Genomic DNA, 18,228 nt, shown 5'->3' on the forward strand with positions numbered 1-18,228 from the left:
GAGTGCCCTTTGGAGAGGAGTGGCTTTCATAGATGAACGGAGAGAAACAAGGGTTGGGCCCGGGATATTTGACGCTGGAGAACGGAGAGGTATTCGCCGGGACGCTGTACGGCGCCCCGCTCACAGGATACGGCGAAGTGGTTTTTCATACAGGGATGACGGGATACCAGGAAGTGATGACCGATCCGTCCTTTGCGGGGCAGATCGTCACCTTCACGTACCCGCTGATCGGCAATTACGGGATTAACGACAAGGATTACGAAGCGGCAAAGCCCGCCCTGTCGGGAATGGTCGTCAGCGAGCTGTGCCTTGCGCCGAGCCACTACCTGTCCCGCCGCACGCTGGCGGAAGCGGCGGAGGCGTTTGGCTTCCCGATCCTGGCCGGGATCGATACGCGGACGATTACCAAGCGGGTGCGCCAGTCGGGCCCGCTGTTCGGCGCGATTGCCGACCGGCCGCTGAGCGTGGAGGAGGTGGCGGCGCTTGGCTCCGCGCATCGGAAAAAGTCGCTGGTCGCCGACGTCTCCAGCCGCCACATTCAGCGCTACCCCGGCAATCAGGAACACGTGGTGCTCGTCGATCTGGGCATGAAGCAGTCGATTTTGGAATCGCTTTTGGAGCTGGGCTGCCGCGTGACGGTCGTGCCGTTTGACACCCCGTTTTCGCAGATTCAGGCGCTGCAGCCGGACGGCCTGCTCTTTTCCAACGGGCCCGGCGACCCGGCCGACCTGCTCGCCTACTGCGGCGAGTGGCGGAAGGCGGCGGAACTGTATCCGACGCTGGGCATCTGCCTGGGACACCAGGTGCTGGCGCTGATGTTTGGCGCCAAGACCGAAAAGCTGGCCTACGGACACCGGGGCAGCAACCATCCGGTCAAGGAACTGGCCACCGGGAAAGTCTACATGACCTCGCAAAACCACGGGTACGTGGTGAAGGAAGAAACCCTGGACAAACGGCTGTTGACCGTGACGTACCGCAATGTCAACGACCGGTCGGTGGAAGGGCTGTGCCACACCTCCCTGCCGATCATGAGCGTCCAGTTTCACCCGGAAGCGCATCCGGGTCCAAATGACACGTCGCACGTTTTTCACCAATTCTTGCAGTCGATGCGCGTAGTGGGAGCGAAGAGATATGCCTAAATTGCCGCACATTCACAAAGTGTTGGTCATCGGGTCGGGGCCGATTGTCATCGGCCAGGCGGCGGAATTTGACTACGCCGGGGCGCAGGCCTGCCTCTCGCTGAAGGAAGCAGGGGTGCAGGTCGTGCTGGTGAACAACAACCCGGCCACGATCATGACGGACGAACAGGTAGCTGACAAGGTGTACCTGGAGCCGCTCACGGTGGAGTCCGTTACGGCGATCATCGCCAAAGAGCGGCCGGACGGCCTCCTGCCCACGCTGGGCGGACAGACGGGGCTCAATCTGGCGGTCGCCCTGGCCGAAGCGGGGGTGCTCGCCCAATACGGGGTGGAACTGCTGGGCACGCCGCTGTCCGCCATCCAGAACGGGGAAGACCGGGAGCTGTTCAAGCAGTTGATGAAGCAGATCGGCGAGCCGGTGCCGGAGAGCGCCACCGTGGAGTCGGTGGAAGCGGCCGTCGCGTTTGCCGATTCGATCGGGTATCCGGTCATCGTGCGTCCCGCCTATACGCTGGGGGGGGCCGGGGGCGGCATCGCCGACGACGAACAGTCGCTGCGCACGGTGGCGGCCCAAGGCATCGCCGCCAGCCCGATCGGCCAGGTGCTGATCGAGCGCAGCGTCAAGGGCTGGAAAGAAATCGAGTACGAAGTGATGCGGGACGCGAACGACACCTGCATCATCGTCTGCAACATGGAAAACCTGGACCCGGTGGGCATCCACACGGGGGACAGCATCGTCGTCGCCCCGTCGCAGACGCTGACCGACCGGCAGTACCAGATGCTGCGCAGCGTCTCCACCAAGGTCATCCGCGCGCTGGGCGTGGTCGGCGGCTGCAACATCCAGTTTGCGCTTGATCCGAAGTCGGATCGCTACTATCTGATCGAAGTGAACCCGCGGGTGAGCCGCTCCAGCGCGCTGGCCTCCAAAGCGACGGGCTATCCGATCGCCCGGATCGCCGCCAAGCTGGCGCTGGGCTACAACCTGGACGAAGTGCTCAACCCGATTACCGGTTATACGTACGCCAGCTTTGAACCGACGCTGGATTACGTCGTGGTGAAAATTCCCCGCTGGCCGTTTGACAAATTCCCGCTGGCCGACCGTCAGTTGGGCACGCAGATGAAGGCGACCGGCGAAGTGATGTCGATCGCCCGCAACCTGGAAGCGGCGCTGCTCAAGGCCGTCCGCTCGCTGGAGCAGGGCTGCACCCACCTCGCCCGTCCCGAGCTGGCCGCATGCAGCCGGGACGAGCTGGTCGGCCTGCTGCGGGACGCGACCGACGTCCGCCTGTTTGCACTGGCCGAGGCGATCCGCAAAGGGTTCGGCGAGGACGAACTGCACGCCCTGACCGGCATCGATCCGTTTTTCCTGCGAAGCGTGGGCCGGATCGTGGCGCTGGAGAAGCAGTTGGCAAAGAGCGGAACGCTGACCGTCGAGCTGCTGGCGGAAGCGAAGAGGCGCGGTTTTGCCGACGAGACGATCGCCGCCCTGACCGGCCGCACGGCGGCTGAGGTCAAAGCGCTGCGGAATCAGGCCGGCATCCAGCCGTCGTACAAGATCGTGGACACCTGCGCGGCCGAGTTTGACGCCCAGACGCCGTACTATTACTCCGATTGGCAGGGGGGCGACGAAGTGGAGGAGCTTGCCGGGCGCAAAGTGCTGGTGCTTGGCTCCGGCCCGATCCGCATCGGACAGGGGATCGAGTTCGACTACTGCTCCGTTCACGCGGCCAAGGCACTCAAGGCCAAGGGCATCGCCGCCGTCGTCGTCAACAACAACCCGGAGACGGTCAGCACCGATTACGAGACGGCCAACCATCTGTATTTTGAGCCGCTGCACGTGGAAGATGTGCTGCACGTGGCGGAGCGTGAAGGGGTGGACGGCGTCATGGTCCAGTTCGGCGGCCAGACGGCGATCAACCTGGCGGCCAAGCTGGCTGCCGCCGGCCTGACCGTGCTCGGCACGTCGCTGGACGCGATCGAACGGGCGGAGGATCGCGAACGGTTCTACGCGATGCTGCGCAAGCTGGAGATTCCGCACATCCCGGGCAAAGGGGTGTCTTCCCTGGAGGAAGCGGCCGCCGTGGCGGCGGAGATCGGCTGCCCGGTGCTGCTGCGTCCGTCCTACGTGATCGGCGGCCAGGGCATGGTGGTCGCCCATGACGTCGAGGAGCTGTCGGCCACGATCACGGAGTGGCTCAACCACCCCGACAGCCGCGCCTTTTTCCCGCTCCTGGTGGACAAATTCGTCCCCGGACGGGAAGCAGAAGTGGACGCCGTGTGCGACGGCGAGTCCGTGCTCATCCCCGGCATTTTTCAGCACGTGGAGAAAGCGGGCATCCACTCGGGCGACAGCGTGGCGCTCTTCCCGGCTCCGGATTTGTCCGAGGGCGTCAAACAGACGATCGCCCGGTACACGGAGGCCATCGCCCGCGAGATGGGGGCGGTCGGGCTGATCAACATTCAGTTCGTGATTCACGGCGAGACGGTCTACGTCCTGGAGGTAAACCCCCGCGCGTCGCGGACCGTGCCGATTACCAGCAAAGTGACCGGCATCCCCATGGTGGAAATGGCCGTGCGCGCCCAACTGGGCGAAAAACTGGCCGGCATGGGCTATGGGACCGGGCTGTTGCCGGACATTCCGTTCGCCGTCGTCAAGGCGCCCGTCTTTTCCACCGTGAAATTGAGCGGCGTCGACCCGGCCCTGGGACCGGAGATGAAATCGACCGGGGAAGTGCTGGGACTGGGGCGTACCTTCCCGGAAGCGGCGGGCAAGGCGTTCGCCTTTAAAGACAGCGTGCACCGCCCGTGGCAGAGGGGGCAGGTCTGCTTCCTCTCCCTGGCCGATGCCGACAAGACGGACGACGTGCTGCCGGCCATCCGGAAGTTGCAGGAACAGGGCGCGGTCTGGGCGGCCACATCGGGAACGGCTGTCTGGCTGGGCGCAAACGGCTTTTCCGTCACGCACGTGGTCGCGGACGAGCGGGATCTGGCAGCGCTGCTGCAAACGGAAACCGTAGCCTTTTCGCTCATCACCGCCACCAAGGGGAACCGGCGCGGCCGCAGCGGCTTTGCCCTGCGGAGCCGGCTGGTCCAGCAGGGGGTTCCGCTGTTCACTGCCGCGGAGACGTTTGCGCTGTACGTGGAAGCCATTACGGAGAAAAGAGGTGACGGGCATGCAGCCTGTGAAGATATTGGATCACTTTGCAAGCGAGCAATTGGCCAGTTGTAAAGGAAAAGACCTGCTCCGCGTCGATGAATTCAGCGGAGAGGAGCTGACTCAGCTCCTGCATTTTGCCGCCTATCTCAAACAGCGGCAAAAAAGCGGTCAGCCGTATCAGCCGCTCAAGGGGAAGACATTGGGGATGATTTTCGACAAGTCGTCGACGCGGACCCGCGTTTCCTTTGAAGTGGGCATGTACCAGTTGGGCGGCATGAGCATGTTTCTGAGCGGCAAGGAGCTGCAGCTCGGACGCGGCGAACCGATCAGCGACACGGCCAAGGTGATGTCCCGCTACGTCGACGCCATCATGATCCGCACGTTTTCCCACGCCGGGGTGGAGGAGCTGGCCGAACACGCCAGCATTCCGATCATCAACGGCCTGACCGACCAGTTCCATCCGTGTCAGGCGCTGGCCGACATGCTGACGATCTGGGAGCACAAGGGCACGCTGCAGGGCGTCAGGCTGGCCTATGTGGGCGACGGCAACAACGTCGCCAACTCGCTCGTGCTGGCGGCCGCCCTGCTGGGCCTGGACGTGCGCGTCGCCACGCCGCCGGGCTATGAGATGGACGCCGACATCGTGAAGAAAGCGGCCACATATGCGCAGGCCAGCGGCGGCCGGGTGGTCGTCACGCACGATCCCGCCGAAGCGGTGAACGGCGCCGACGTCATCTACACGGACGTGTGGACCAGCATGGGCTTTGAAGCGGAAAACGAGCAGCGCCTCAAGGATTTTGCGGCCTATCAGGTAAACGAGCAGCTCGTCCAACACGCCGATCCCGGTTACCTGTTCATGCACTGCCTGCCTGCGCACCGCGGAGAAGAAGTGTCGGCCGGCGTGATTGACGGTCCCCACTCCGTCGTCTTTGACCAGGCGGAAAATCGCCTCCATGCGCAGAAGGCTGTCTTGGCAGCGCTGTTGTGAATATAGTTCTAGGGAAATTTTACCATTCGGAAATTGAAGCTATTAGACTATGAATCTATGATTGCCGAAATTTGTCATGAACGTGTAAAATATAGGTAGGAAGCGCGATGAAGTACAGACTGTATCTGGTCGCTTGGTCTGTATGGAGCCAGTAGCGAATCCGCCCTCTTTTCGAACGGAAAGAGGAAAGAAGAGCACAGGCTGTATGTGGTCGCTTGGCCTGTGTGTCCACAAGTAGCGAAACCAGCTTTCTCCACTATGTAAAAGGGGGGGAATTGGAATGAAAAAATGGTTCGTTGCTGTCTTGCTGGTAGCCGGTATTGTTGCTGCAACTTCTGCTAATTATCACATTGGTTAATAATTTCAATGGCAAGGGAAAAACACCGCTTGACTGAAAAGTGGTGTTTTTTCCTTACCGTCTGGGGGATTTTGTATGTTGCTGGATGTCATTCTTCTCTCTTTTCTGATTGCGCTGCTCAGGGGAGGAAAACTAAAAGAAATCCCTACATTTAAAGGATTAATGATGCTGGTTGCCAGTATTGCGCTGCAGATTCTCTCCGCATTTGTTCCCGCGTACGGGGGTATTTTTGTCTCCGCAGCTTATTTGTTTATTCTGGGTTTTTTTCTCATGAACCGGGAATTTGAAGATATCCGCATTCTCATGGTTGGCTGGTTTTTAAATGCGATTGTCATTTGGACGAACGGCGGGAGAATGCCCATTGATCTGGAACAAGCCAAGAAACTGCCCTACGACCTCACTCCGGTACTCAACGGCACCGACTTTAAGCATACGGTCTTGACAGAGCAAACGGTTCTGCCCTTTTTGTCCGATATTATTTATATGCCGTCCATTATTCCGAGGGTGATCAGTATCGGTGATATTTTTATTATGTTAGGGGCATTTCTGCTTGTTCAGCGCTTGATGAACAAGCCGATCTCGTTACTTCAACTTCGAGAAGGTAAAAGTTATGCGACAAAGAGCTGAGAAACGATACATTTTGAAAGGATTACTGGTGATTTTGGGGTTTACCGTTTCCGGTATCCTCATCATTTTGAACTCCCTGCCTTACTGGGAGCCCAGAGAAAACTGGGAAATATTGATTTCCTATGTACTTCTCACCATCATCTCTTCATTTGCGCCCGTCAGGACGTTAAACTATATACTCACACTTAACAACGCCGTTATTTTTTCAGGGATACTGCTCTTCGGTGCGTGGGTCGGAATCTGGTCGGCCGTTATTGAGGCTTTGATTTTATCCGTCCTTGTCAAACCCAATCCCTTAAAAGCTGCCGCCAATTTCGGACAAATTCTGCTGACGATATGGGCTGTAGATGTTCTGAAAACGGCGTGCAATGTGCTTCCCGTTCCCACCATGATAACGGATGTAATCCTGGTGGTAGCGTATTGGTTTATTAACATCATGCTTTGCGGATTAGGAATTTCCTATTTTCATAAGTCGAAATGGATACCGACAGTAAAAAATTTGGCGAATGGAACAACGCTTACCTACTTGCTTTTGTTGATTCTAGGCGGCGTCAGTGCACGCCTTGTTGAAACGTTTGGGCTATCTGCCATCGTACCGATGATGGTCGCTTTTGTCCTCATGAGTTTTGTCTTTTATCAATACTACGATAGTCTTACAAAACTGCGCCAAAAAATGGACGAGATCAAATCCTTCAACCACAAATTCCTCACCGCCATGGCCGCTTCCATCGATGCCCGTGACCATTACACGAGCGGCCATTCCCAGCGGGTGGCCCATTGGGGACGGGAGATCGCCCGGGCGATCGGGCTGCCGGAGGAGAAGGCGGAGGAGGTTTATTTTGGCGGGATTTTGCACGACATCGGCAAAATCGGCATTGAGGATCAGATTCTCAACAAACGTGGGAAATTAACACCGGAGGAGTACGACAAGATCAAGCAGCACACGGTGATTGGATATGAGATTATCCTGCAGGCGGGCATGTTTCACGAGCTGCTGCCGGCCATCCGTTCGCACCATGAGCGAATCGACGGCAAGGGCTATCCGGACGGATTGGTCGGCGAGGAGATTCCGCTGATGGCCCGCATTCTGGCCATCTCTGACGCCTTCGACGCGATGGTGGCGGACAGGCCGTACCGCAAAGGGCTGCCGGTAGAGGAGGCCCTGCAGGAGATCAGCCGTGGGGCGGGGACGCAGTTCGACGCCGAACTGGCCTATCATTTCATTCGCATCATCAGGCAGCTGCCCCGCGATGAATTGGAAACGATCATTCGGCAGGACGCGCAGCCGCAAAGGCATCTGCAGGAGGTGGCCCGATAGGGGGCCCTCCTGTTGACGCTTCACGAGCAGTCCCCGGTGCTCGGACGAGCCCGGGGATTTGCTGTCCGGATGCAGGCCATTCGCGAAAAAATGCGAACAAATGCTTGTCTTTTCACCTGGTCTGGGACATACTGGAATCGGGTTGCATCTTTTTGTGAGGTGATAGCGCATGATTCCCACGTATCAGGATGCGGACATTATTCTGAAATTGTACGATCAGTTCGAATCGGAACGGCTGCGGGCCGCGAGACAGTGGTTCGCCACCTCGCTGGCGGAAGAGGAGCTGGATTACGACGCGTTTTTGCGCCTGTATCCGCGCGGCAGCGAAGGCTATAACCACTTTGTCGCGCTGTACGGCTTCTTCGAGATGGTAGGGGTGCTGCATAAAAACGGCCTCGTCCATCCCGACCTGCTGTTTGACATGTGGTTTGTCAACGGCTTTTTCCGCCGGATGTACCCGATTTTCGTCGGATGGAGGGCGCAGGGAGACATTCACGTGGCGGAAAATTTTGAACGGCTGGCCCTGGCCGAACTGAAGTGGATCGGCACGCACAAAGGAAAGGAATACGTTCCCGAGGTGCCTTACGCCCGCAAGTAAGGAAGCGCCGGACAACCATCAGGGTTGTCCGGCTTTTTGCATGTTGGGCGTGATGTCGGCCAGGTCGTATTTCACTTCCGAAAAGTTGCAGATCACCAGTTCCTCTCCGGTGCGGTTCCCTGTTCGCTTGTCAATGACGAGTCGCCATATTTCGTTTCGCCGATAATGTTTTCCTCCCTGCCGCAGAAACGCGTGGTTGCGCTCTTCGACATGGTACGCACAGGGCCATTCCCGGTCGGTGAATACGGCTCCTTTGAGGTGGTTGTCCGTCAGCCAGACCCGGATCTGAAAAGTCTGCCGGGTCGGATTGAACAGGCGCAGGTCGACATAGTTGTAAAACACGCTGGCGCCGCTGCCGAACGGGAGGACGCGGTGGTCGTCGGGAAACGGATCGAACTGGTGATGATGCCGCTCCGTTACCTGCAGCGGCGTGTGCAGCGCCATCCAGAAGAGCAGGTTGGCCAACTGGCACAGCCCTCCGCCCACGCCCGTCCTCACTTCCCCTTGCGACAGCAGCAGCCCTTCCACATATCCTTTGGCCGCCGTCGTCTTCCCCACCCGCCGCCAAAAGGAAAACGTCTCTCCCGGTTTGATCAAGAGGCCGTCGATGGACGGCACGGCAATGCCCAGATTGACCACTTTGTTTTCCTGCAGCCGGGGATCGGTGCTTCCCAGCTTTCGCCGCAGCAGCGATTGGTGTCTGTTGCAGGTGAAAGGCAGGGAAGACGCCTGCTGTTCCGCTGCGAACCGCACGCCGCTGATCCAGTCGGATATCGATCGGCAAAGCCGTTTTTGGAATACGCGCACATGGTAAAACACCGGGTGCAGGCGAGATAGCCTCATCGCGGCCGCCTCCTTATCGGTTCGTTTTCTATTTTTATTTGTATCAGGGAGAAAAGTGGGGCAGAATAGAAAAGTGGTTGTATTTTTATAAATTCGTTTGTATAATTACTCATGAACAAATCTTCGAACAGGGAGAGGGAACGATGGCAAGAGAGAAAATCGTATTGGCCTATTCGGGCGGTTTAGATACATCGGTAGCAATCAAGTGGCTGCAGGAGACGTACAACTACGACGTGATCGCGGTCGCGCTGGACGTGGGCGAGGGCAAGGACCTGGAGTTCGTGCAGAAAAAGGCGCTGCAGGTGGGGGCGCTGAAATCGATCGTGGTGGATGCAAAGGATGCGTTCGCCCAGGAGTACGTGCTGCCGGCGCTGAAAGCGAACGCCATGTACGAAGGGAAGTATCCGCTGGTGTCAGCGCTGTCCCGTTACCTGATCTCCCGCGTGCTGGTGGAGATCGCGGAAAAAGAGGGGGCGGTGGCGGTCGCCCACGGCTGCACGGGGAAAGGGAACGACCAGGTGCGCTTCGACGTGTCGTTTACGGCGCTGAACCCCAACCTGAAAATCGTCGCGCCCGTTCGCGAATGGGGATGGTCTCGCGACGAAGAGATCGAGTACGCGAAAAAGCACAACATTCCGATTCCGATCGATCTGGACAATCCGTACAGCATCGACCAAAACCTCTGGGGCAGAAGCTGCGAGTGTGGCATCCTGGAAGATCCCTGGGCGGCTCCGCCGGAGGGCGCGTACGACCTGACCAAATCGATCGCCGACGCTCCGGACCAGCCGGAAGAGATTGAGATCACGTTTGTCAAAGGCGTGCCGACTGCGCTGAACGGGGAAGAGCTGCCGCTGGCCGAGCTGATTCTCAAGCTGAACAAAATCGCCGGCAACCACGGCGTCGGCCGAATCGACCACGTGGAAAACCGCCTCGTCGGCATCAAGTCCCGCGAAGTGTACGAGACGCCGGCGGCAACCACGCTGATTCTGGCGCACCGCGAGCTGGAGTTCCTGACCCAGCCGCGCGAAGTAGCCCAGTTCAAACCGATCATCGAGCAAAAGATGGCCCAGGTGATCTACGAAGGTCTCTGGTATTCGCCGATCCGCAACGCGCTGCAGGCGTTCATCGAGGAAACACAGCAGTACGTCACCGGCGTCGTTCGCGTCAAGCTGCACAAGGGACACGCCATCGTCGTCGGACGCAAATCGGCGTCGTCGCTCTACAGCCACGAACTGGCCACCTACGCGGCGGGCGACCAGTTTGACCACAAGGCGGCGCTCGGCTTCATCAAGCTGTGGGGCCTGCCGACCAAGGTGTACGCCCAGGTGAATGAAGGCGTGCTCCACGAAAACGCGAAAACGGCGATCAAGATTTTGGACGAAAAGGATGCGATCGTGCAATGAAACTGTGGGGAGGACGCTTCACAAAGCCGACGAACCAGCTCGTGGAAGAATATACCGCTTCCATTACCTTCGACCAGCAGATGTGGCGGCAAGACATCGTCGGCAGCCTGGCACACGTGGCGATGCTGGGCAAGTGCGGCATCCTGCCGATGGAGGAAGTCAGACAGATCATCGCCGGTCTGAAAAAGGTAAAGGAAAAGATCGAGCGGGGACAGGTGCAGTTTCTCGTGGAGCACGAGGACGTGCACATGAACATCGAAAAGCTGCTGATTGAGGAAATCGGCCCGGTGGGGGGCAAACTGCACACGGGGCGCAGCCGCAACGACCAGGTGGCGCTTGACATGCACCTCTATCTGCGGGAGAAGCTGATGGAGATCATTCAGCTCGCCACGTACCTGCAGGAGGCGCTGCTGGAACAGGCCAACCGCCATCTCGACACGGTCATGCCCGGCTACACCCATCTGCAGCGGGCCCAGCCGGTCCTGTTCGGCTACCATCTGATGGCGTACGTGTCGATGCTGCAGCGCGACATCGAGCGGATGCGCGACTGCTGGAAACGGGTCAACGTCCTGCCGCTCGGCGCCGGTGCCCTGGCCGGCACGACGTTCCCGATCGACCGGGCGTTCGTGGCCGAGATGCTGCAGTTTGACGGCATCTACCTGAACAGCATGGACGCTGTCAGCGACCGGGACTTCATCGTCGAGTTTCTGGCGGACGCTTCCCTCCTGATGGCCCATCTCTCCCGCCTCTGCGAGGAATTGGTCATCTGGAGCAGCCAGGAGTTTTCGTTTGTGGAACTGGATGACGCGTTTTGCACCGGCTCCAGCATCATGCCGCAGAAGAAAAACCCCGACGTGGCCGAGCTGGTGCGCGGCAAAACCGGACGCGTCTACGGCAACCTGATCGGCCTCTTGACGGTGCTGAAAGGGCTGCCGCTCGCCTACAACAAAGACATGCAGGAAGACAAGGAAGGCATGTTCGACACGGTGGCGACGCTGCACGGGGCGCTTGCCCTGCTGACGCCGATGATCCGGACGATGCAGGTGAAGGTCGACCGGATGCGCCAGGCGGTGACACAGGACTTTTCCAACGCCACCGATCTGGCCGACTACCTGGTCCGCAAAGGCATGCCGTTCCGTCAGGCGCACGAAGTGGTGGGCCGAACGGTGCTCTACTGCATCGAGCACCAGAAATACCTGCTCGACCTGACCCTGGATGAGTTCAAGCGGTTCTCCGAGGCGATCGGGGACGACGTGTACGAGGCGCTGGCCGTGGAAACGGTCGTCAACGCGCGCAACGTGCTGGGCGGCACCGCCCGCAGCCAGGTGGAGGCGCAGATCGCCGCGTATCGCAGCCTGCTGGCCGAGACGCATGCGTGGGTGGAGAAAAACAGTCAAAAAGTGATGATTGAATCGCTGATTGACGTCGGTTCGCCGGTGTGAGCACTGATCGCGCGGGATAGGGAGGTTATCCCCGTGCAGTTGACGAAGTCCTGGTCCGCCGGGACGAGTCGGGACGCCGGTCTCCGGTGGAAAACGGTCCTGCCGGCCAGCAGCGATATACAAAGAAGAAAACGGATAGAAGCCTTGACGGGGCTCCTATCCGTTTTCTCGTTTGTTCCGACGTTACTAGGCCGCCGCCGTGCGGGATATCGTAGACGGCGCTCACCGCGTGTTCGATGGAGTGGGTGGCCCAGTCCGTTTCCACGCCGACCGGCAGGGTGCCGTTCAGGGCCATCGTACCGCAGTAGAGAATGGTGGCCCGGGCGTCGTAGTCTTCCGGATTGGCCAGCACCCGTTCCGCGTATTCGATCACGGTTTTCAAAATCGACTCGGCAAAGCGGGTCTGCAGCGGAATCTCCGGCGTATGGGTGAAATACTGTTCAAACACGTGCGACATCATGTCGCAGATCCCGTAAACGGTTTGGTCGCGGGGGACGCTGAAGGTGTTCTCCGGATCGAGGATGGAAAAGGTGGGGAAGGTTGTGCCGGCGCCCAATTTTTCCTTTGTTTCCCAGTTGGTGATGACGCTGCCCCGGTTCATCTCCGAGCCGGTCGCCGCCAGCGTCAGCACGGTGCCGAGCGGCAGCGCCGTCTGTGGTTGGGCCTTGCGGGTGTAGAAGTCCCAGACGTCTCCCTCGTACGGCACGCCGACCGCGATCGCTTTGGAGGCGTCGATCACGCTGCCGCCGCCCACCGCGAGAATCCAGTCCACGCGTTCGCGGCGGCACAGTTCAATGCCCTTCTTCACCGTGGAAAGCCGCGGGTTGGGCTCCACGCCGGGCAGTTCGTGGATGGTGCAGCCCGCCTCCTGCAGCAGGGAGACGACCTTGTCGTACAGGCCGATTCGCTTGATGCTGCCGCCGCCGTAAACGAGCAGGACGGTGGAGCCGAGCTGGGCGGCCTTTTCTTTGAGCTTTTCCAACTGCCCGCGGCCAAAGATCAATTCGGTGGGGTTATGATAAACGAAATTGTCCATGGAAAAAGTCTCCTTTCCGAGCGGATTCCCTTTTATTGTAGCCCATCATCGGGAGTGGGGCCAGTTGGGGACGAGCCGGGACCGAATCTGTCGGATTGGTGCGAAAGATTGTGGAAATCGACAGGAAATGAGAGATTTTGTGGATTCCAACATCGAAAACGGGTGGTATAATAGGAGAGATAGCTGTCGCCGCTGCGTTTCAGCACCATGCGTCAGCGGACGACGGATATGTGCGAGCTTTGTCGGATAGAGAAACGATCAAACAACAGATACATGGATGGATGCGGACCGTTTTTGTACTACATATCAAGGAACTGACAAGGTAGGATGTGATTGGCTTGATCGAGATGTTTGACGTGTGGAAGACCTACCCCAACGGGACCAACGCGTTGAAAGGGATCAATGTTCGCATCGAAAAGGGCGAATTCGTCTACGTGGTGGGACCGAGCGGTGCAGGAAAGTCCACGTTTATCAAATTGATGTACAGGGAAGAAAAGCCGACCAAAGGCCAGATTTTCCTGGGCGGCTTTAATGTCAGCCGGATCAAGGAGCGGCAGATTCCCATGGTGCGCCGCAGCATCGGCGTGGTGTTTCAGGATTTCAAGCTGCTGCCGACGCTCAGCGTGTACGAAAACGTGGCGTTTGCCATGGAAGTGATCGAGACGCCGCCCAAGCAGATCAGGCCGCGGGTGATGGATGTGCTGGGCCTGGTCAAGCTGAAGCACAAGGCCAAAATGCTGCCGAGCGAACTGTCCGGCGGCGAACAGCAGCGCGTCGCCCTGGCGCGGGCATTGGTCAACAATCCGGGGATCATCATCGCCGACGAGCCGACAGGCAACCTGGACCCGGACACCTCCTGGGAGATCATGAAGCTGTTTGAGGAGATCAACCAGCGGGGCACCACGGTGGTAATGGCTACGCATAACCGCGAAATTGTCAACACGATGAGAAAACGGGTAATCGCCATTGAAGCGGGGCAGATTGTCCGTGACGAGCAGAGAGGGGAATACGGTTATGAAGATTAGAACGCTGGGACGCCACGTCCGCGAAGGGGTCAAAAACCTCGGCCGGAACGGCTGGATGACGTTCGCTTCGATCAGTGCCGTGACCATTACCCTGCTGATTCTCGGCGTCTTTCTCATTCTGGCGATGAACGTCAACTACCTGGCCCAAACGGTGGAGAAGCAGGTGGAGATTCGCGTCTTTTTGGATACGCTGGCCACTCCGGAGAACGTCAAGCAGGTGGAACAAAACATTCGCGCGATTCCCAAAGTGGAATCGGTTGCGTTTATTCCCAAAGCCGAGGGGCTCAAGCAGCTAAAGGAGAGCATGGGCGAGAAGGCCTACCTGTTTGAGGGGCTGGAAAAGGAAAACCCGCTCCCCGACTCGTTTGTGGTCAAGACCAAGCTGCCGCAGGACACCGCCGACGTGGCCGGGCAGATCCAAAAGCTGGAGTTTGTCGAAAGCGTCAACTACGGCCAAGGCACGGTCGAAAAGCTGTTTGCCGCCACCAGCACGATCCGCAACGTGGGCATCGCCTTTATCGTCGGGCTGGGCTTTACCGCGATGTTTCTGATTGCCAACACGATCAAGCTGACCATCGTTGCCCGCCGACGGGAGATTGAGATCATGAAGCTGGTGGGCGCGACCAACTGGTTTATCCGCTGGCCGTTTTTTGTGGAAGGGCTGCTGATGGGGTTGCTGGGCGCGCTGATTCCGATCGTGCTGCTCACCGTCAGCTACTACTATTTGCTGGACGCCGTCTACAGCAGCATGCCGGCTGTCCAACTCTTCAAACTGCTGCCGCTGTTCCCGCTCGCCTACCAGGTGGCGCTTATTCTGGCCGCCATCGGCGCGTTTATCGGCATTTGGGGCAGTCTGGTGTCCGTCCGCCGCTTCCTGCGCATCTAGGAGCTGCGTAACGAAAGAGACGATACACATTTTCACTAGGGAGGAGTACCATGAGGAAGAAGAAGATTCTGCTATCACTCTTGGTGACGGGCCTATTGGGTGCGGCAGCCGTACCGGCGACCGTGGGCCTGGCAGCGAGTAAGGCATCCCTAGACAAGATCAACCGGGAATTGAATGAGATCAAGAAAAAGAAAAAGGAACAGCAGAACCAGGTAAAAGCGATCGAAGGGCAGATTTCGTCGCTTCAGCGTAAGCAGGCCGACCTGGAGAACGAGCTGATGCACATCGACTTGAAGCGCAACGAGACGCAAAAAAAGCTGGACAAGCTGGAAAAGCAGATGGAAGAGACCAAGGTGAAGGCGGCCGAGGCGCAGGATCAGCTGGATGAGGCGAAGGAGCGCGTGGCCAAGCGTGAAGCCCTGCTCAAGACACGCGTCAAATCGATGTACGAACGCGGCAACGTCTCGTATCTGGACGTGCTGCTCGGCGCCTCCGACTTCGGCGATTTCCTCACCCGGATGCAGGGGCTCAAGCTGATTGCCGAGCAGGACACCCGCATTCTGGAGGACAACATCCGCGACAAGGAAACAATCGAAAAGAAAAAGAAAGAGATCGACCATCAACTGGCCGTCTACGCCGACATGTACGAAGAGGCGGAGAGGCTCAAAGCCGAATTGGACAAGCAGTACAAGCGGAGCGTCGTGGTCAAGGCGGAGCTGAAAAAGAAAGAAAGCGAGCTCCACGAAATTCTGGAAGAAGAGGAACAAAGCCTGTTCGCCCTGATGAAGCAGGAAGAGGCCAAATACGCGGAACGGCTGCGCGCCATGACCGCCAGCGGCAGCGGCTACAAGGGCGGACGCCTGGCGCTGCCGATCGATGACGGACTGTTCCGGTTCACGTCCGGATTCGGCATGCGCCGCGACCCGTTCACCGGCCGCTCGGCTGGACACAACGGCGTGGACATGGCCGCGCCCAAAGGGACGCCGATCAAGGCGGCGGCACCCGGCATCGTAATGTTTGCCGGTTATGCCCGCGGATTCGGCAACACGGTGATGATCAAGCACAACGACGAACTGACCACGCTGTACGGCCACATCATGGAAGGCGGCATCCTGGTGTCGGTGGGACAACGAGTCGAAACCGGTCAAGTGATTGCCAAAGTCGGCTCCACGGGACGCTCCACCGGCAACCACCTGCACTTTACCGTCTACCGCAATGACGTCGCCGTCGACCCGATGCCGTATCTCAGATAGCCATACACGTTCATCCGGTAGAAACGGGAAGCACGGAAAGAAGGGATCGCGGAAACTTTCCGGGCTTCCCGATTGTTCAATCGGCTGCCGCTGTTCGCGGTTGTGTGCCGCATGACGCTCATCCGCTTTCCCCTCACCACACGGATGGCGGTTGGAACATTCCGGCAGCTTTCTGCCGTACCCCGCGCGTGTGGTACAATGAGGGAGGAGTGCCATCGGACCGCAGTTCCCGCCGGCGCCTGCAGGCGGAAGGCGGCCGCAGACAGCGTCAACGGGATGAGCAAGCGGAACGGAACAAGCAGGAGAACAGGCTTCGCGGGCTCGAAAAAGAAGAGGAAAAGTTTGCTGTTTCCTGCATCAACCAACCAAGAAGCGGCCACACTGGCTGATATGAACAGGGTGAACCGGTCAGCAGTCCGAGGAAAACGGACAACGGGCAATCATCTTCGTTTTGGCGTGTACGTGAACGATGCGGCTGTCGACCCTGCTCCCTGCATGCGGTAACGGGATCCGGCAAATATTGCCACGCGGAGTTGCATACACTAGCTGCATACCTTTTCTACCGGGAGCACAAAGGATGGTGTCGTGACGATGAAATGGAATGGACGTTCCGTGCTTGCGCTTGTGCTTGTCTCCATGGTCGCCAGCAGTTTTCTCACCATGGGCCTGATGAAAAACTCGGCTGGCGAGAGCAGCAGCGGGACGATAACCGCTTCGGCAAGCTCGCTTTTCAGCGGAAGCCAACAGGAGTATCCGAAAGAGTTTAAAAAGCTGCTGGAGGCCTTTTCGGCCATCAAGCAGGAGTACATTGAAAACGTGTCGACCGACCAGCTGGTCGAAGGGGCGATCAGCGGCATGGTCGGTTCGCTGAAAGATCCGTACAGCGACTACATGGACCCCGCGACGGCGGAAGAGTTCAACTCGACGCTCCACTCCACCTTCCAGGGAATCGGGACGGAAGTGACGATGCAGAACGGGCGCGTTACCGTCGTCTCCCCGTTCAAGAATTCCCCGGCGGAAAAGGCGGGGCTCAAGCCAAACGACCAGATCATCAGCGTCAACGGCGAGTCGCTGGAAGGGCTGGACCTGCATCAGGCGGTCACCAAAATCCGCGGCCCCAAAGGCACCAAAGCGGTGCTCAAGATCGTGCGGCCGGGCGTGCCGGAGCCGCTGACCATCGTCTGCATTCGGGACGACATCCCGATTGAGACGGTCACCAGCCAGATCATCGAGAAGAACGGGGTCAGCATTGGCGTGATCAGCTTGACCCAATTCTCCAGCGATACAGCGAACCACTTCAAGGAACAACTGGCCGACCTGGAGAAAAAGGGGATCGGCGGCCTGGTCATCGACGTGCGCGGCAACCCCGGCGGGTATCTTTTGGCCGTCAAAGAGATCGGCGAAGTGCTCATCCCGAATCGGGGCAAGATCGTCCAAATCGAATACGGATCGAACAGCAAGGAGAAGGAAGAGTACTTCTCCAAGGCCGACGCAGCCAAACCGTATCCGATCGCCGTTCTGATCAACGCAGGCAGCGCCAGCGCTTCCGAAATCCTCGCCAGCGCGATGCGCGAGAGCGGCGGCTATAAACTGGTCGGGGAGAAGTCGTTTGGCAAAGGGACGGTGCAGAGCACGATGGAGATGGCGGACAAGAGCCAGCTCAAGCTGACCATCGCCAAGTGGCTGACGCCCAAAGGCAACTGGATTCACGAAAAGGGCATCGAACCGGACGTGAAGGTCGCCCAGCCCGACTACTTCAACGCGACCCAACTGCCGACGGACAAGGTGCTGGCCCGCGACATGGCCGGCAGCGACGTGAAAAACCTGCAGTTGATTCTCAGCGGCCTGAAACTGTCTCCAGGCCGAAACGACGGCTATTTCGACGAAAAGACGGAGCAGGCGGTCAAGCGGTTCCAGGCGTCGCACAAACTGCCGGTCACCGGCAAGGTGGATGCGGCGACGCGGACGGCTCTGGAGGACAGCCTGCGGGAAGAAATCCGGAAGCCGGCCAACGACCTCCAGCTGCAAAAGGCGCTGGACGTTGTCAGCCGCGACGCGAAAGCAAAATAAACCAGCGCGGCCAGGCAGGGAATCCCTCGCCAGCCGTAGAAATGGTAACCACGGCAGAGAAACGCCGTGGTTTTCCTTTTTGCAG

14 protein-coding genes are annotated in these 18,228 nt (G+C 58.8%); 12 read left to right on the plus strand and 2 right to left on the minus strand.

Annotated features, from left to right (window positions below; translation table 11 throughout):
• Positions 1 to 32: 32 nt before the first annotated feature.
• The 6 genes from FOI68_RS16675 (at position 33) to FOI68_RS16700 (ending at position 8,185) form a co-directional block, all read left to right on the plus strand.
• Positions 33 to 1,139, plus strand: coding sequence for a carbamoyl phosphate synthase small subunit (locus tag FOI68_RS16675; protein ID WP_029100271.1), 1,107 nt, complete (start codon positions 33 to 35; stop codon positions 1,137 to 1,139).
• Positions 1,132 to 4,368 (plus strand): carbamoyl-phosphate synthase (glutamine-hydrolyzing) large subunit, encoded by a 3,237-nt coding sequence (gene carB / locus FOI68_RS16680; protein WP_143863794.1) that lies wholly within the window; start codon positions 1,132 to 1,134, stop codon positions 4,366 to 4,368. Before FOI68_RS16675 ends, carB begins: the two co-directional genes overlap by 8 nt.
• Positions 4,313 to 5,284, plus strand: a complete 972-nt coding sequence (argF, locus tag FOI68_RS16685; RefSeq protein ID WP_143863795.1) for an ornithine carbamoyltransferase — start codon at positions 4,313 to 4,315, stop codon at positions 5,282 to 5,284. The genes carB and argF overlap by 56 nt, the downstream gene beginning before the upstream one ends.
• Before the next feature lie 433 nt (positions 5,285 to 5,717).
• Positions 5,718 to 6,269, plus strand: a complete 552-nt coding sequence (locus tag FOI68_RS16690) for a DUF5317 domain-containing protein (RefSeq protein ID WP_143863796.1) — start codon at positions 5,718 to 5,720, stop codon at positions 6,267 to 6,269.
• Entirely contained in the window at positions 6,253 to 7,587 is a 1,335-nt protein-coding gene (locus tag FOI68_RS16695) for an HD-GYP domain-containing protein (protein ID WP_029100267.1), read from the plus strand. The genes FOI68_RS16690 and FOI68_RS16695 overlap by 17 nt, the downstream gene beginning before the upstream one ends.
• A 169-nt stretch (positions 7,588 to 7,756) precedes the next feature.
• Positions 7,757 to 8,185, plus strand: coding sequence for a DUF4760 domain-containing protein (locus FOI68_RS16700; RefSeq protein WP_029100266.1), 429 nt, complete (start codon positions 7,757 to 7,759; stop codon positions 8,183 to 8,185).
• Between the two features lie 18 nt (positions 8,186 to 8,203).
• Here FOI68_RS16700 and FOI68_RS16705 read toward each other — a convergent pair whose 3' ends face one another.
• On the minus strand, positions 8,204 to 9,028 hold the full coding sequence (locus tag FOI68_RS16705; protein WP_143863797.1) for a VanW family protein: 825 nt from the start codon (positions 9,026 to 9,028) through the stop codon (positions 8,204 to 8,206).
• A gap of 143 nt (positions 9,029 to 9,171) precedes the next feature.
• Here FOI68_RS16705 and FOI68_RS16710 point away from each other — a divergent pair, with 143 nt between their 5' ends.
• Positions 9,172 to 10,431: an argininosuccinate synthase gene (locus tag FOI68_RS16710; RefSeq protein ID WP_029100265.1), complete on the plus strand. Its 1,260-nt coding sequence runs from the start codon at positions 9,172 to 9,174 to the stop codon at positions 10,429 to 10,431.
• Positions 10,428 to 11,873 (plus strand): argininosuccinate lyase, encoded by a 1,446-nt coding sequence (gene argH, locus FOI68_RS16715; protein ID WP_035295823.1) that lies wholly within the window; start codon positions 10,428 to 10,430, stop codon positions 11,871 to 11,873. The genes FOI68_RS16710 and argH overlap by 4 nt, the downstream gene beginning before the upstream one ends.
• Before the next feature lie 25 nt (positions 11,874 to 11,898).
• Here argH and FOI68_RS16720 read toward each other — a convergent pair whose 3' ends face one another.
• Entirely contained in the window at positions 11,899 to 12,909 is a 1,011-nt protein-coding gene (locus FOI68_RS16720; protein ID WP_143863798.1) for an iron-containing alcohol dehydrogenase, read from the minus strand.
• Positions 12,910 to 13,247: 338 nt separating this feature from the next.
• Here FOI68_RS16720 and ftsE point away from each other — a divergent pair, with 338 nt between their 5' ends.
• The 4 genes from ftsE to FOI68_RS16740 all read left to right on the plus strand — a co-directional run bounded on the left by ftsE (position 13,248) and on the right by FOI68_RS16740 (position 18,143).
• On the plus strand, positions 13,248 to 13,934 hold the full coding sequence (gene ftsE, locus FOI68_RS16725) for a cell division ATP-binding protein FtsE (RefSeq protein ID WP_029100262.1): 687 nt from the start codon (positions 13,248 to 13,250) through the stop codon (positions 13,932 to 13,934).
• Positions 13,924 to 14,820 (plus strand): permease-like cell division protein FtsX, encoded by an 897-nt coding sequence (gene ftsX, locus FOI68_RS16730; RefSeq protein WP_029100261.1) that lies wholly within the window; start codon positions 13,924 to 13,926, stop codon positions 14,818 to 14,820. Before ftsE ends, ftsX begins: the two co-directional genes overlap by 11 nt.
• Before the next feature lie 50 nt (positions 14,821 to 14,870).
• Entirely contained in the window at positions 14,871 to 16,073 is a 1,203-nt protein-coding gene (locus FOI68_RS16735; RefSeq protein WP_029100260.1) for a murein hydrolase activator EnvC family protein, read from the plus strand.
• A gap of 591 nt (positions 16,074 to 16,664) precedes the next feature.
• Positions 16,665 to 18,143: a S41 family peptidase gene (locus FOI68_RS16740; protein WP_143863812.1), complete on the plus strand. Its 1,479-nt coding sequence runs from the start codon at positions 16,665 to 16,667 to the stop codon at positions 18,141 to 18,143.
• Positions 18,144 to 18,228 lie beyond the last annotated feature (85 nt).

This window comes from Brevibacillus sp. LEMMJ03 (assembly GCF_007197875.1).
In the GTDB taxonomy this organism is placed as follows: domain Bacteria; phylum Bacillota; class Bacilli; order Brevibacillales; family Brevibacillaceae; genus Brevibacillus; species Brevibacillus thermoruber.